The sequence below is a fragment of the Clostridium sp. genome, from assembly GCF_018372875.1.
GTDB lineage: Bacteria > Bacillota > Clostridia > Clostridiales > Clostridiaceae > Clostridium.
The window spans coordinates 52,436-66,526 of record NZ_JAHAIF010000002.1 but is presented as its reverse complement, the minus strand read 5'-3'; the positions used below and the strand labels follow the sequence as shown (position 1 = coordinate 66,526).

The window sequence follows — 14,091 nt, the reverse complement described above, 5'->3', positions numbered from 1 at the left end:
TAAAAAATATGGTGAAAGTTGTCCCATTAGAGATAAAAAAACATATATTATAAGTACAATAAGGTTTCCTAAAGGGGTTGATTTTAATGAATTCTATAGCAATTTGTAATACATCAAGTGACAATTTAAGCTTAATAGATATAGAGAGTTATTCAGTAGACCATATCCCCTTAGATTTAGGAGAAAAACCTGTTGGACCTCATGGGATAGTATATGAAAATAACACCATAATCACATCAAATAATTATAGTAATAGCATATCTTTAATAGATATACATTCAAAGAAAGAGGTAAACAATCTGTATGTTGGAGCACATCCTAATGATGTTAAGCTTTATGAAAATAAGGCTTATATTGCCTGTGGAGAAAGTAACTCATTATTAGTAATGGATATGGCAAGTGGTAAAACAACATTTGATATAAAACTTGAATCATATCCCCATAGCATTGCATTAGATAAAGAGAATGGGATAATGTACATTAGTAATATGGATGGACACTCTGTATCTATTATAGATTGTTTAAATAACAAGGTCATTGGAAGAATTAAAGCACCAGAGTATCCAACAAAGATTTTACTATCTAAGGATAAGAAAAAGATTTACCTATGTGAAAGTTATTTAGGTTATGACATTGAAGGTTATATAGACATAATTTCTACAGAAAATTATAAAAGCATTGGAAGAGTAAAGGTAGGTATTACACCAGTTGATATGTATGAAGATGGAGAAGATTTATATGTATCTAATTTTACTGAGGGTTCTATTAGTGTTGTAGATATAAAAAGATTAAGGGAGACTAGAAAAATATACGTAGGTGGAATGCCAAGAGGAATTATAAAGCAAAAAGATACTATATATATAGGAGATTATATGGGGGGAAAATTAAGAGTTATAGATTTTAGTAAAGAAAAAATAAAGACCATACCTATAGGTAATGAACCTAATGGTATGATCCTTATTAATTAGTTTCTTCAAATAAAATATTAATTATTTTATTATAAATTTCAGAAGGGTTTTCTTGCCACTTACTACAAAGCAAGGAAGCTTGTTTTTTAGTAGGAACAGATACTTTTAAATCAATTAAAGGTAAATTATCTTCAATTGCAGTTAGTTCTACTAAGAAGTTATCATTTTTAGCTAAAGTGTAGTCACTTTGAATAGTTAATTCTTTTTTTATTAACTCTATTTTTTCGTTAATATAATTGTTTATTATAGATATTTTTGAAGGGGAAATTCTGTCCTTAAAAAAGGATAGAACATTTTCTCCTTTTTTTGTTAGTACTATTAACTTTTTTTCATTTATGTCTTCATATCTTATAAACTCACTAGAATCAAGTTCACTTATATATTGTTGAAGTGTAAAGTAGTTAATAAGATTGTTTTCTAGCACTATTTCTGTAAGCTGAGTATTTGATATAGGCCTGTTTAATTCCTTTAAAATATGTAAAAGTAATAGCTTATTTTCAGCTAATTCTGCTGTGTTTTCAAACATAATAAAACCTCCATCTCCACTGAAAGTATAGATTTATTATATCATAAATTATTATTAAGTGAATATAAATTTAGAGATAGAAATGATAGGGGTAAGAAGTTTGGAGTGGAAAAAGGTTAGAATTGGTTTATCCTTGTTACTAATAGTTATTTTAATAGGTGGATCTTTTTTGATTAATGGAAAGACTAAAAGTACCTTTGGGGAAGTTGCAGAAGTACCAATTTATTCAGTAGATAAGGAAGAAAAAGAAATAGCGCTAACTTTCGATATAAATTGGGCGGAAAATGATTATATCTATAGCATATTAGATACCTTGGATAAATATAATGTAAAGGGAACATTCTTCGTAATGGGAGGATGGGTAAATTATAGTGATGAAAATGTGGTGAAGTTAAAGAAGATTAGCGAGAGGGGGCATGAGATAGGGAATCATAGTTATAAGCACCCTATCTTTAGCAAGATAGGAGAAGAAAGGATTAAAGAGGAACTTAGAAAAACAGATGAAGTTATTGAAAAATACACAGGAAAAAAGCCAAGTGTTTTTAGATTTCCAAGTGGAGATTATAATACACAATCATATAGAACTGTAAGCTCTTTAGGATATAAATGTATTCAATGGGATACAGATTCTGTAGATTGGAAGGAACAAGGTGAAGAAGTAGAATATAACAAAGTCATGAAGAAGGTAAAAGCAGGGTCTATTCTTTTATATCACAATAATGCAAAATATACTCCAAGTAATTTAAATAGAATAATACCTGAGCTACAAAAGCAAGGGTATAAATTTGTTACTGTAGGAGAATTAATCTATACAGAAGATGCTTATGTTGACAAAGATGGAGTACAACATAGAAAATAATTCTATTTAATATTGAAAATGGAATGGTGAATGTATTATAATGGAAATAGGTGCTTGTGGGGGCTTCTTTATTTACAATCTTATTACTAAGGGAGAGAGGGGTTACAATGGATAATTTAATGTTAAATAACAAAATCTATCTTGAAGGTAAGATAGTATCTGAGCTAGAATTCAGTCATGAAATGTATGGGGAAGGGTTCTATAGTTTTAATTTGGAGGTTATGAGACTTAGTGACTCAGTAGACATGTTAAATATTACTGTATCAGAAAGACTTTTAACTGGTATAGATATTACTATAGGAAAAAATATAATTGTTGAAGGTCAACTAAGATCTTATAATAAATTTATGGATGGTACAAATAAATTAATCTTAACTGTTTTTGCTAGAAATATAGAGCCTTGCATAGAAAGAAGTAAGAATCCAAATGAAATTTTCTTAGATGGATATATTTGCAAGGAGCCTGTATATAGAACAACTCCATTTGGAAGAGAAATAGCTGATGTTTTATTAGCTGTAAATAGAGCTTATAATAAGTCAGATTACATTCCAACTATAGCTTGGGGAAGAAACTCTAGATTCTGTCAAACTTTAAGTGTTGGTGACAATATTAGAGTGTGGGGAAGATTGCAAAGTAGAGAATATCAAAAGAAGATAACAGAAACAGAGTCAGTAAAGAAAATAGCATATGAAGTTTCTATTTCTAAGATGGAGAAGGTAAGTAAAGAGGAAAGTGCTTCACAAGATGAAGAAGGAGCAGTGTAGATTAAATTAAATTTCAAACATATTTAGATAAAGATAAGAAAAACCACAAGAAAATTATAAAGTAAGATATAAAGCAGTCTTTGAAAGACTGCTTTTTGTTTTGATGTGACTTGGAGATTTGTGACGAAACAAGCAAAATAAATATTCACCACACCTTTTTTATTATATGTATCACTTTCTTAAATCATCAAGTAACTTAGTTTTATACTTTGTTTGTTCATCAACATTTTTTATAATCTTAGCAGGAGAACCAGCTACAACAACACCTTCTGGAACATCTTTTGTAACTACTGAACCAGCTGCTACAACAGATCCAGATCCTATCTTTACTCCTTCTAAAATAACCGAATTAGCTCCAATCATTACATCATCCTCTATAACACAAGGAGACATGCTAGGTGGTTCTAAAACACCAGCAATAATTGCACCTGCACCTACATGGACCCTTTTGCCAATCTTTCCCCGTGCACCAATAACTGAGTTCATATCTATCATAGAGGATTCTCCTATTTCAGCACCTATATTTATAACAGCCCCCATCATTATAATAGCATTTCTACCTATTTTAACCCGGCTTCTAATTATAGCTCCTGGTTCAATTCTCGCATCTTGTTCTAGTAAATTTAGCATAGGTACTGCAGAATTTCTTCTATCATTTTCGATTCTAAAATGTTTAATTATATCTTTGTTATCAAGAATTATATTAGTAATTATATTTGATTCTCCAAATAATATATAAAAATTATTAAATCCATACCATTCGGTTTGTTCAAGGTCCACCTTTGAAAGGTCACCATTAACATATACTTGTACAGGTGTGGATTTTTTTGATTGTTTAATAAACCTAGCTAATTCATAGGGATCAGTAAAATTATATTCCATATTTAAGCTCCTAAAATTACTCTTAGTATTATAATTATGATTAAGATTAGTAATATTTGCAGAAATTATAAAAATTTTTGGTTATAATATATATAAACTAGAAATGAGGTGAATGTATGATACAAATATATACAGGTAATGGAAAGGGAAAAACAACTGCTTCTATAGGCCAAGGTGTTAGAGCAGCTGGTAGAGGATTTAAAGTATATATGGTTCAATTTCTTAAGGGTACTCCTACAGGAGAGTTGGAATCTTTAAAAAAAATAGATAACTTTAAGGTTTTTAGATTTGAAGAGAAAAGAGACTTTGTTTGGAACTTGAATGCAGAAGAAATTGAAGAGCTAAAAAAAGAAGTTATAAATGCATATAATTTTATTTTAGAAGTTGTGGAAAATAAAGAATGTGATCTTTTAATAATGGATGAAATCATGGGAGTATTAAAGAATGGTTTTTTATCAGTAGAAGATATAATAGAAATAATTAATAGAAACAAACATGATATAGAAATTATAATGACAGGAAGAGATGTGCCTAAAGAACTAGCAGATAGGGCAGATTTAATTACAGAGATGAAGATGATAAAACATTATTATGAAAAAGGTGTACCTGCTAGAGAAGGAATAGAGTATTAAAAAAAACATGTGGCTAATAATAGTCACATGTTTTTCTATGTCAAAAATGCGTAAGGAGATATATTTAATATCACAAATATATCTTTTGTAAAAACAAAGAAAATATACTTGCTTAATTTATATGATCGCTTTGGAAGCCTTCTCTTTTTACGGAATGTTTCTTTCTGGTTCTATTATTGTTTTTTCCTTCTTCACTAGTTATTGGAGTTTGGTAATTACATTTTTCCATTCTAGCGTGCTTATTATCAGGTTGGCTATCTTTTGTCAAGTTAATCACTCCTTGTTACTTTTATCTACTAATTTAGTATGTATAACTAATATTACTCTTATACTGTGAAATTAAATAATTATTAAAAATATAAAAGAAGCTATTATAGATAGAAATTTTCTGCCTATAATAGCTTAATTTACTGTTATTTATTTTCTATAACATTTTCCATATTATATAAGCCTGCCTCAGTTATTTTGCTCATATATTGGCAAGCCTTTAAAGCACCAACAGCAAAAACTTCTCTAGAGATTGCTTTGTGAGTTAATTCTATAACTTCGCCACTTCCAGCAAAAATTACATCATGATCCCCAACAATGGAGCCACCTCTAACAGCATGTATACCTATTTCATTATCTTTTCTCTTTAAATTACCTTCTCTTCCATAAATATATTCTGTTTCATATGGAATAGAATCTTTTATTGTATCTGCTAATAGAATAGCTGTTCCACTAGGAGCATCTACTTTTTGATTATGATGTTTTTCTATAATTTCAATATCATAGTTTTCATATAATAATGGAACTACTTTCTTTAATAGAGAATTTATTAGGTTAATCCCAAGAGACATATTAGCTGATTTAAATAATGGAAGAGTTTTACTCTTTTCATTTATTAAGTTTAAATCCTCTTTAGAATATCCAGTTGAACATAAAACCAAAGGTTTTTTGGTTTTTTCTGTTAATTCAAGAAGATTTGACAAAGCATCAGCTCTTGAGAAATCTAAAAGTACATCATAATCTATATTTACATCATGAACATCCTGGAAAATAGGAAAGTTAGTTTCAGAAGGAAATTTATCTATTCCAGCTATAATTTCAATATCATCGAAATTTTTAGCAGATTCAATAACCATTTTTCCCATTTTTCCTGAGCATCCATTTAAAATTATTTTTGTCATATGGTCACTCCCTAAAGTAAATTATATTCTTTTAATGTGTCCTTTAACTTCTCTAAGTTACTATCACTCATTTCATAAAGTGGAAGTCTTAAAGGACCAACATCCTTACCAATTAAATTTAAGGCGGTTTTAATAGGTATAGGATTTGTTTCTATAAATAAGGTATTAGATAGTTTTAGATTTTCTAATTGAAGGTCTAAAGCTTTTTTTACATCTCCATTTAAATAAGACTTTATCATGGTGTGCACAGCATTAGGAATAATATTAGCTAGCACTGATATAACTCCCTTGCCACCTAAAGATAATATAGGTATAGCTTGGTCATCATTTCCTGAATAAATATCTATTTTATCACCACATAAAGCTTTCATTTGTACTACTTGACTAATATTTCCGCTAGCTTCTTTAATAGCAACTACATTTGAAAGGGTAGATAGTTCCTTTAAGTTTTCAGGAGTAATGTTAACTCCAGTTCTACTAGGAACGTTATATAAAATAATTGGTGTATTTACAGAATTATTTATTGCCTCAAAATGTTTTATTAAACCTCTTGAATTTGTTTTATTGTAATAAGGAGTAATTACTAAAAGGCCATCTACACCAACACTTTCAGCATATTTACTCATTTCTATAGATGATAGAGTGTTATTTGAGCCTGTACCTGCTATAACTGGGATTCTTTTATTTACAACATCAACGGTAAATTTTATTGTAAGTCTTTTTTCTTCTTCACTCATAGTTGTAGCTTCACCGGTTGTCCCACAAATAATAATGGCATCAGTACCTTCTTTGATGTGCCACTCTAATAATTCTTTAAGCTTTTCATAATTTACTCCCTTATCATTAAAAGGAGTAACTATAGCAACACCAGAACCTTCAAAAATTGACATTAGAAATCCTCCAATCTTACTTTTTATCAATCATAAGCTCTGCAATTTGAATTGCATTTAATGCAGCACCCTTTCTAATGTTATCAGCAACCACCCATAAATTTAAACCGTTGTCCACACTAAAGTCTCTTCTAATTCTTCCTACATATATATCATCTTTTCCTGTTACATATAAAGGTGTAGGGTACTTCAATTCTTTAGTATTATCATATACAACTACACCTTCACTGTTGCTTAATAAGTTAACTATATCAGCTAATTCAAATTCATTTTGAAGCTCTAAGTTAATGCTTTCACTATGAGAATTTAAAACAGCAACTCTAGCAGTTGTAGCGGTTATTTTTAATGTGTCATAATGAAGGATTTTTCTTGTTTCATTAATCATCTTCATTTCTTCTTTTGTGTATCCATTTTCTTCGAATACATCAATGTGTGGTAATACATTACCTGTTATTGGATAAGGGAATTTCTTAGGCTCAATCCCTTTATAACCATCCTCTAAGTCTTTTATTCCTTGAATTCCAGCCCCTGATACCGCTTGGTAAGTTGAATATACAATTCTCTTGATTCCATACTTCTTATGAATAGCGTTTAGTACAGGCATAGCTTGAATAGTAGAACAATTTGGATTAGCTATTATTCCGTTATGCCACTTTATATCTTCAGGATTAACTTCAGGTACTACTAGTGGTACCTTTGGGTCCATTCTCCAAGCACTACTATTATCAATAGCAACAGCACCGATTTTAGCAAACTTAGGTGCAAATTCTAAACTTACACTTCCCCCTGCTGAAAATAAAGCAAAATCAATTTTCTTATTTACTATATTTTCATCGCAAGTCTCCTCCACAATGAAGTCCTTTCCTTTAAATTGTAATGTTGTACCTGCGGATCTTTTAGATGCGAAAAGATACAAATTTTTTACTGGAAAATCTCTTTGCTCCAATATTTCTAAAAATTTTCTACCTACATTTCCAGTAGCCCCAACAATTGCAACGTTATACAAAAGTATCCCTCCTAAATATTATTAATATAATTTCTTATATACAATTAATATAGTTAAAGTGTTGGTAAATATCAATAGTATTGGTAAAAATAATACAAATTTCTTGTATTTACAAGAAGGAATAAATATAAGCTATGGGGGAATAATAAGCTTGAAATTTAAGAGGGAGTGAAAGTTTTGAGTAAGACGCCATTAAAAAAAGTAATAAAAGCTAAATTAAAAGGAAATAAAGAATTAACACCTCAAGAAGAGTTGAGGGAAAAGATAAAATATGAAATAGCAGAGGAACTGGGGTTAAAGGATAAGGTGGACGCTTTTGGTTGGGGTGGACTAACAGCAGAAGAAACAGGTAGAATTGGAGGAATTATGACAAAAAGAAAAAAAGATCTTCATATACCTACTAACAATGAAATTCTTGGTAGAAAATAAATTGACTTAATTAAGGAATAGCTTTAATATATTTGTAGTAATTATAAAACTACTGGGGGAAAAGTTATGGCCTATGGCGAATTTGCAAAGATTTATGATGAGTTAATAAATGAAGATATTAACTATGATTCAATGGTAGTACGATTGAAAGAATTAATTGATAAATATCAAAGTAATCCAGTTGATTATTTAGATTTAGCCTGCGGAACAGGTAATATTGGTGTAAGAATGGCTAAATATTTTAAGTCTACATATGCAGTTGATTTATCTGAGGATATGTTAAGAGAGGCTTTTGATAAATTTAAAGCTGAGAGGATTAAAGCTAAGATTATATGTCAAGATATGAGAGAGCTTTCCTTAAATCATAAATTTGATGTAATAACATGTGTATTAGATTCAACTAATTATCTTATAGAAGATGGTGATTTAGAAAAGTACTTTTCAGGAGTATATGAACATCTTAAAGATGGAGGATTATTTATTTTTGATATCAATTCTTTTTATAAATTAACAAATATTTTAGGAAACAATATTTACACATACAGCTCTGAGGATGTTTTTTATACTTGGGAAAATACAATTGAAGATAATGTTGTAAATATGTTTTTAACTTTCTTTGTTAAAGAGAAAAATGAACTCTATGAAAGATTTGAAGAAGAGCACTTTGAGAGAGCTTATGAAGAAAGTGAAATAGAAGAAGTTTTAAAGCAAGTAGGATTTACTTTGTTAGGTAAATTTGATGGATACAATATAGATGAAGTACAACAAGAAAGTGAAAGAATTTTATATGTTGTAGGAAAGAATATGGAGGTATAGTATGAAAGATAAAATTATAAGAGCAACTGCTAAGGATGGTATGGTTAGAATAATTGGTGGTATCACAACTACTATGGTTAATGATGGAACTAGTGTCCATGAATGTACACCTTTAGCATCTGCAGCATTAGGAAGAATGTTAACAGCAGCAGCTTTAATGGGAAGAACATTAAAATCAGATGATGAAGTTGTAACTATAAAGATAAATGGCGGAGGAATAGCTAAGGGAGTAACAGTTACAGGATATCAAAATGCATCAGTTAAAGGATTTATAGGTAATCCATATATAGAACTGCCATTAAACTCTAAGGGTAAATTAGATGTAGGTGGAGCAATAGGTAAGGATGGTTTATTATATGTAATAAAGGACTTAGGGTTAAAAGAACCATATGTAGGTCAAGTTCCAATACAAACTGGAGAAATAGCTGAAGATTTAACATATTATTTTACTGTTTCTGAGCAAACTCCTTCAGCAGTATCATTAGGGGTACTTGTAGATAAGGATCATTCAATAAAAGCTGCAGGGGGATTTGTAATTCAAATGATGCCAGGTGCAGATCCATTATTAGCAGATTTATTAATGTATAGATTAGAAGAAATACCTTCAATAACAACAATGATAAATGAAGGTAAAACAATTGAAGAAATATTAGAGTTCATTTTTGATGGAATGGATTTAAAGATATTAGACGAAGTTGAACCTAAGTATGTTTGTGATTGTTCAAGAGAAAGAATAGAAAAAGCCCTAATTAGTATAGGTGAAAAAGATTTAAGAGAAATATATGAAGAGGGAAAAGAAGAAGAAGTTGTTTGTCATTTCTGTAATAGAAAATATAAGTTTACTAATGAGGATATAAAAGATTTATTAGAAAAAGCTACGAATAAATAAGGAGACTGTGGCAATAGAGAAAATTTATTTTCTATTGCCAAGGCTAAATTATATATAAAAAATATAGCTTCTTAAGTTTTTAAGAACTTAAGAAGTTAAGAACTTAAGAACTTAAGAAGTTATAGTAAAAATGCCATGTTAAATGGATTTTGGTGAGATAATATGCTAATATTATAGCTCAAAAAAACTGCTACAGAATAAAAATATTTTGTAGCAGTTTTTTTATGGAGGCGCCGCCCAGATTTGAACTGGGGAATAAAGGTTTTGCAGACCTCTGCCTTACCTCTTGGCTACAGCGCCAAAGCTTATATTAATAATGTATACATTAACTTTAAATTTGACACTACTTTTATAAAGATTTATTTATAATGAAGTGGACAAAAGGAAATACTAGTTGTAATAGGAGGTGATACTTGTGAAATTACAAGACAAATTTAATGAAATTGAAAAACATTTATTAGAAGATGATAAGCCTTCGTCATATTTAAATGAATTAAAAACTTCAGGGGAACTATCTGTAGAACCTTTTAATTGGTTAATAAGTCTAGAAAAAATAGAACAATCACCTAAACATCATCCAGAAGGAGATGTATGGGTTCATACTATGATGGTTGTTGATAAAGGGAGTTCTTATAGAGATTACGTAGAAGATAAAAAGGTATTTATGTGGGCACTATTATTGCATGACTTAGGGAAGAGAAGTACAACTAAGCTAAGAAATGGAAGGTGGACTTCCTATGATCATGATAAGGTTGGAAGAAAAGATGCCTATGATTTTTTGAGTTATTTCAATTTAAGTGAAGAATTTAAAGGGAAGGTTTCTATATTAGTGAGATATCATATGCATTTATTATTTATAATGAATAAATTGCCTTATGGAGATATAAAGGGAATGAAGACAGAAGCTAATCTACATGATTTATCATATGTATTTCTAAGTGATAGGTTAGGTAGAGGAGGAATGAATAAAGAAGAAATAGAGAAGGTAGAAAATGAAGTAGATTTATTTAGAAAGAAGTTTTTGAAATAATAAAAAAGGGGAGTGGATATTTATTTTTTTCGTTCCGTGGCAAGCTCCAAGTCACAGAAAAATAAATATCTATTCCCTTTGTACTTTTCATAGAAACATTTTTATAACTTCTACGTAATATATATGGAAAGCTAGATGCATAAGAGACTTCCACGGTCTATTAGCTTTCCTTTTTTTAACGCTATTGGCTCTATATCATACTTGTAAAGAAAATTATAAACTTCTTTGCCATAAGCGTAAGAAGTTAATTCGCCAAATAAGGCCAACCTATTTTCAGATATCATTCCGCCAACTCCTCCTATGAAGCCATAATTCAAAGAGGGTAATAGTATGTCCCCAGGGGGAATAAGAAGTACGTCTAAGTCTTCTTGAATTAATTTTTTATAGATTCCTTTATCACTTGTAATGAAGGCATCTTTTTTTAGTGGTAATACGGAACATTTGCAATATCCTTGCTTAACGTTAATTACCTTTTTACTATCCTGAAGTTTAAGAAGTTTTGGGTCTGTGTAATTTAAATTGTGAACAAAAAGATTATCAGTAATTAGTGCATTTATAATTATATTTTCTGGATAATTAGTTCCTAAGGAATTTTCAGAGAGTATATAACTAATTCCTTTAGATGATAGTAAGTTTAAAAAATCCTTAGGAATATCCTTTTGCACAATGACTTTTTTATTCTTTTTATCAAGGATGTTAAGTTGGATATCAACATGGCCATTTATAGCTTCATAAACTTTTGGGCACTTTGGTATTAAAATAGGTTCTATATTTAAATTTATTAAATTATTTAATTCTTCATTACTAATTCTATAGTCTAAAAAACAATACATGATAAAAACTCCTAATTATTTATATAAGAATACATTACTATATCATGTAAATAAAAATCAATATGTACAAAGGGTTAAAAATAAATTCCGTATATTGAAGAGATTTTAATACATACTATTACTATGGAAGGGAGTGAAACCCATGCTTGTACTACAGTTAGCTTATTCGGGTGAATTAGACTTTGTTGAAGAACTTCAAGAGCTAAAGGAACTATTGAAAAAGAAGCACATAATAATAGGTGTGGTTGAAAGTTTAGAGGGGAAGACACATATTATAAAAATTATGTGTGATGATTTGAATTATAGTGATAGAATAGGTAATATAATTAATTTATATATTAGTAATATCCTTTATAAAATTGTTATTACAAAGTACAAAGAAAAAGAACTTTTTGAGTATTTGACAGACACATACTTTTTCTTGAAGCAAGATGAAATATTAGAAGTAGAGGAAGACATAATGAATGTCCTATATTGTGAGGAAGGTGTTCATGACTCTAATTTTATATTTTATTGTAATAAAACAAATGCAATTATAGATAAGATAAAAGAATGCATTGAAGAAAATAATGAGATTAATATTAATGGATTCATTACCTTTAGGATGCGAGAGTTAAGAAAAGATATTGAAGATGTTATAGATAAAGTTGTTGAAAAGTATATGGTTGAAAAGGAATATAGAGAATTTATACGCTTGTTAAAGTACTTTGTTGAAATTCAAGAGTGTAGAGTTGAGGAAATTAACTTAACAGTCTTGCCCTCAGGAGGATATATAGTGACAGATGGATATGGGGAGGATATATTTCCTGCGTTTTTAAACGAATTATCGGACTGTAAAATAGGAATTGATGCAAATGTTGAAGATATAGTTATAAGTGGGCTAATAACCAATGCACCTCAAAAGATAGTAATACACAAAAGAGAAGAATGTAAAAATAAAGAGTTTATAGAAACTATAATAAATGTCTTTGGAGAAAGAGTAGTATTTTGTGATGGATGTAAATTGTGTTCAAAAACTAATATAAAAATGTAAAAAGTTGTTGACAATGTATGTGAACAATGATAGAATAACATTTGTTAAGAAGAAACAGCCGTTTCTCACCATGCAACTTTGAGTTAGCTTGGTTATTTATCTAGATTATTTATGTAGAGTAATTACGATAATAGAAAACGGCGTTTTACGCCGTTTTTTTTATATTATAAAGTTTGCTTTAATTTTTTCGGAGGTGAAAACTATTAATAAAAATTATATAGTTAATGAGGATATTAGAGAAAAGGAAATCAGGGCTATTGGTGCTGATGGTTCTCAATTAGGTATCTTACAAACAAAGGAAGTCCTTAAGATGGCTGAAGAAGCGGAGTTAGATTTAGTGATGATATCACCAAATGCTAAGCCTCCAGTTTGTAAAATAATGGACTTAGGAAAGTTCATTTATGAGCAATCAAAAAAGGAAAAAGAAGCTAGAAAGAAGCAAAAAGTTGTTAGTCTTAAAGAGGTAAGAGTTAGTCTTACAATAGAAGAGCACGATATCGAAATTAAAGCTAAAAATGCTAGAAAGTTCTTATTAGATGGAGACAAAGTTAAAATCACTGTTAGATTCAGAGGAAGAGAAATGGAACTTAGTCACTTAGGTGTAAAGATCCTTGAAAACTTCGCTAACAAATTGGCTGATGTAGGTAATATAGAAAAGCCAATCAAAAAAGAAGGAAGAAATATGACAGTGGTTATTGGCCCTAAAAAGGCATAAACTGAGAGGAGGAAATTTATCATGCCAAAAATGAAAACTCATAGAGGTGCAGCAAAAAGATTCAAGAAGACAGGTACAGGAAAGCTAAAGAGAGCTAAGGCTTTCAAGAGCCATATCTTAACTAAGAAGAGCTCAAAAAGAAAGAGAAATCTTAGAAAGACAGGATATGTTTCAACTACTCAAGAAAAAGCAATGAAGAAATTATTACCATATCTATAAGAATTGGTACAGGAGGTTTAAAGAATGGCAAGAGTAAAAAGAGCGGTTAATTCTCGTAAGAATCATAAAAAAGTTTTAAAGCTTGCAAAAGGATACTACGGTGGAAAGAGCAAGTTATTCAAGACTGCTAACGAATCAGTTATTAGAGCATTAAGAAATGCTTATGTTGGAAGAAGATTAAAGAAGAGAGATTTCAGAAGATTATGGATAGCTAGAATAAATGCTGCTACAAGAATGAATGGTCTTTCTTATTCAAAGTTCATGAATGGAATCAAATTAGCTGGAGTTGACATAAACAGAAAGATGTTATCTGAAATAGCTATCAACGATCCAAAAGCATTTGCAGACTTAGTTGAATTAGCTAAGAAGCAATTAAACGCTTAATATAAGAATGCGGCCTAAGGTCGCATTTTCTTTTAATATATAATAAA

The 14,091-nt window shown here is 29.7% G+C and carries 19 protein-coding genes, 1 tRNA gene and 1 other annotated feature; of the genes, 12 read left to right on the top strand and 8 right to left on the bottom strand.

Annotation, left to right across the window (positions count from 1 at the left end):
- The first annotated feature begins 86 nt into the window (after positions 1-86).
- Positions 87-968 (top strand): YncE family protein, encoded by an 882-nt coding sequence (locus KIB46_RS00975; RefSeq protein ID WP_291670077.1) that lies wholly within the window; start codon positions 87-89, stop codon positions 966-968.
- Here the strand turns inward: KIB46_RS00975 and KIB46_RS00970 are convergent.
- Positions 961-1,494 (bottom strand): DUF4364 family protein, encoded by a 534-nt coding sequence (locus tag KIB46_RS00970; RefSeq protein ID WP_049177614.1) that lies wholly within the window; start codon positions 1,492-1,494, stop codon positions 961-963. The genes KIB46_RS00975 and KIB46_RS00970 overlap by 8 nt on opposite strands.
- Before the next feature lie 100 nt (positions 1,495-1,594).
- Here KIB46_RS00970 and pdaB point away from each other — a divergent pair, with 100 nt between their 5' ends.
- Together pdaB and KIB46_RS00960 are read left to right on the top strand one after the other, a co-directional pair.
- The gene (gene pdaB, locus KIB46_RS00965; RefSeq protein ID WP_156559036.1) at positions 1,595-2,353 is read left to right on the top strand and encodes a polysaccharide deacetylase family sporulation protein PdaB; all 759 of its coding nucleotides are present in this window, start codon (positions 1,595-1,597) and stop codon (positions 2,351-2,353) included.
- A 107-nt stretch (positions 2,354-2,460) separates the two neighbouring features.
- Entirely contained in the window at positions 2,461-3,117 is a 657-nt protein-coding gene (locus KIB46_RS00960) for a single-stranded DNA-binding protein (RefSeq protein WP_156559018.1), read from the top strand.
- Between the two features lie 171 nt (positions 3,118-3,288).
- Here KIB46_RS00960 and dapD read toward each other — a convergent pair whose 3' ends face one another.
- Positions 3,289-3,999, bottom strand: coding sequence for a 2,3,4,5-tetrahydropyridine-2,6-dicarboxylate N-acetyltransferase (gene dapD, locus KIB46_RS00955; RefSeq protein WP_291670071.1), 711 nt, complete (start codon positions 3,997-3,999; stop codon positions 3,289-3,291).
- 116 nt (positions 4,000-4,115) lie between these two features.
- Here dapD and KIB46_RS00950 point away from each other — a divergent pair, with 116 nt between their 5' ends.
- Positions 4,116-4,631 carry a cob(I)yrinic acid a,c-diamide adenosyltransferase gene (locus KIB46_RS00950; RefSeq protein ID WP_156562273.1) on the top strand — a complete coding sequence of 172 codons (516 nt, stop codon included), beginning with the start codon at positions 4,116-4,118 and terminating at the stop codon, positions 4,629-4,631.
- Between the two features lie 112 nt (positions 4,632-4,743).
- Here KIB46_RS00950 and KIB46_RS00945 read toward each other — a convergent pair whose 3' ends face one another.
- From KIB46_RS00945 to KIB46_RS00930, 4 genes are all read right to left on the bottom strand, one after another.
- Positions 4,744-4,899 carry a hypothetical protein gene (locus KIB46_RS00945; protein ID WP_165438808.1) on the bottom strand — a complete coding sequence of 52 codons (156 nt, stop codon included), beginning with the start codon at positions 4,897-4,899 and terminating at the stop codon, positions 4,744-4,746.
- Positions 4,900-5,044: 145 nt separating this feature from the next.
- Complete coding sequence (gene dapB, locus KIB46_RS00940) at positions 5,045-5,800, bottom strand: 4-hydroxy-tetrahydrodipicolinate reductase (RefSeq protein WP_291670067.1); 756 nt, start codon at positions 5,798-5,800, stop codon at positions 5,045-5,047.
- A gap of 11 nt (positions 5,801-5,811) precedes the next feature.
- The gene (dapA, locus tag KIB46_RS00935; RefSeq protein WP_156562277.1) at positions 5,812-6,690 is read right to left on the bottom strand and encodes a 4-hydroxy-tetrahydrodipicolinate synthase; all 879 of its coding nucleotides are present in this window, start codon (positions 6,688-6,690) and stop codon (positions 5,812-5,814) included.
- A gap of 16 nt (positions 6,691-6,706) precedes the next feature.
- Positions 6,707-7,696, bottom strand: a complete 990-nt coding sequence (locus KIB46_RS00930) for an aspartate-semialdehyde dehydrogenase (RefSeq protein ID WP_291670064.1) — start codon at positions 7,694-7,696, stop codon at positions 6,707-6,709.
- A 177-nt stretch (positions 7,697-7,873) separates the two neighbouring features.
- On the opposite strand from KIB46_RS00930, the gene KIB46_RS00925 reads away from it, so the two are divergent.
- The 3 genes from KIB46_RS00925 (at position 7,874) to hslO (ending at position 9,830) form a co-directional block, all read left to right on the top strand.
- Complete coding sequence (locus KIB46_RS00925; protein ID WP_156562282.1) at positions 7,874-8,125, top strand: small, acid-soluble spore protein, alpha/beta type; 252 nt, start codon at positions 7,874-7,876, stop codon at positions 8,123-8,125.
- 66 nt (positions 8,126-8,191) lie between these two features.
- The gene (locus tag KIB46_RS00920) at positions 8,192-8,941 is read left to right on the top strand and encodes a class I SAM-dependent methyltransferase (RefSeq protein WP_156562284.1); all 750 of its coding nucleotides are present in this window, start codon (positions 8,192-8,194) and stop codon (positions 8,939-8,941) included.
- A gap of 1 nt (position 8,942) precedes the next feature.
- On the top strand, positions 8,943-9,830 hold the full coding sequence (hslO, locus tag KIB46_RS00915) for an Hsp33 family molecular chaperone HslO (protein WP_291670062.1): 888 nt from the start codon (positions 8,943-8,945) through the stop codon (positions 9,828-9,830).
- A gap of 225 nt (positions 9,831-10,055) precedes the next feature.
- Here the strand turns inward: hslO and KIB46_RS00910 are convergent.
- Positions 10,056-10,130, bottom strand: a tRNA-Cys gene (locus tag KIB46_RS00910).
- A 115-nt stretch (positions 10,131-10,245) separates the two neighbouring features.
- Here KIB46_RS00910 and KIB46_RS00905 point away from each other — a divergent pair.
- Entirely contained in the window at positions 10,246-10,860 is a 615-nt protein-coding gene (locus tag KIB46_RS00905) for an HD domain-containing protein (RefSeq protein ID WP_291670061.1), read from the top strand.
- Positions 10,861-10,991: 131 nt separating this feature from the next.
- Here KIB46_RS00905 and KIB46_RS00900 read toward each other — a convergent pair whose 3' ends face one another.
- Positions 10,992-11,693, bottom strand: a complete 702-nt coding sequence (locus KIB46_RS00900; RefSeq protein ID WP_156562290.1) for a DUF6873 family GME fold protein — start codon at positions 11,691-11,693, stop codon at positions 10,992-10,994.
- 142 nt (positions 11,694-11,835) lie between these two features.
- Between KIB46_RS00900 and ytxC the strand changes: the two genes are divergently transcribed.
- From ytxC to rplT, 4 genes are all read left to right on the top strand, one after another.
- Entirely contained in the window at positions 11,836-12,726 is an 891-nt protein-coding gene (gene ytxC, locus KIB46_RS00895; RefSeq protein WP_156562292.1) for a putative sporulation protein YtxC, read from the top strand.
- 40 nt (positions 12,727-12,766) lie between these two features.
- Positions 12,767-12,894: a sequence feature (ribosomal protein L20 leader region), on the top strand.
- A 25-nt stretch (positions 12,895-12,919) separates the two neighbouring features.
- Positions 12,920-13,441, top strand: a complete 522-nt coding sequence (gene infC, locus KIB46_RS00890) for a translation initiation factor IF-3 (protein ID WP_291670339.1) — start codon at positions 12,920-12,922, stop codon at positions 13,439-13,441.
- 21 nt (positions 13,442-13,462) lie between these two features.
- The gene (rpmI, locus tag KIB46_RS00885; RefSeq protein ID WP_027097618.1) at positions 13,463-13,660 is read left to right on the top strand and encodes a 50S ribosomal protein L35; all 198 of its coding nucleotides are present in this window, start codon (positions 13,463-13,465) and stop codon (positions 13,658-13,660) included.
- Between the two features lie 24 nt (positions 13,661-13,684).
- A complete protein-coding gene (rplT, locus tag KIB46_RS00880) occupies positions 13,685-14,044 on the top strand; it encodes a 50S ribosomal protein L20 (RefSeq protein WP_027097619.1) in 360 nt (119 codons plus the stop codon).
- Positions 14,045-14,091 lie beyond the last annotated feature (47 nt).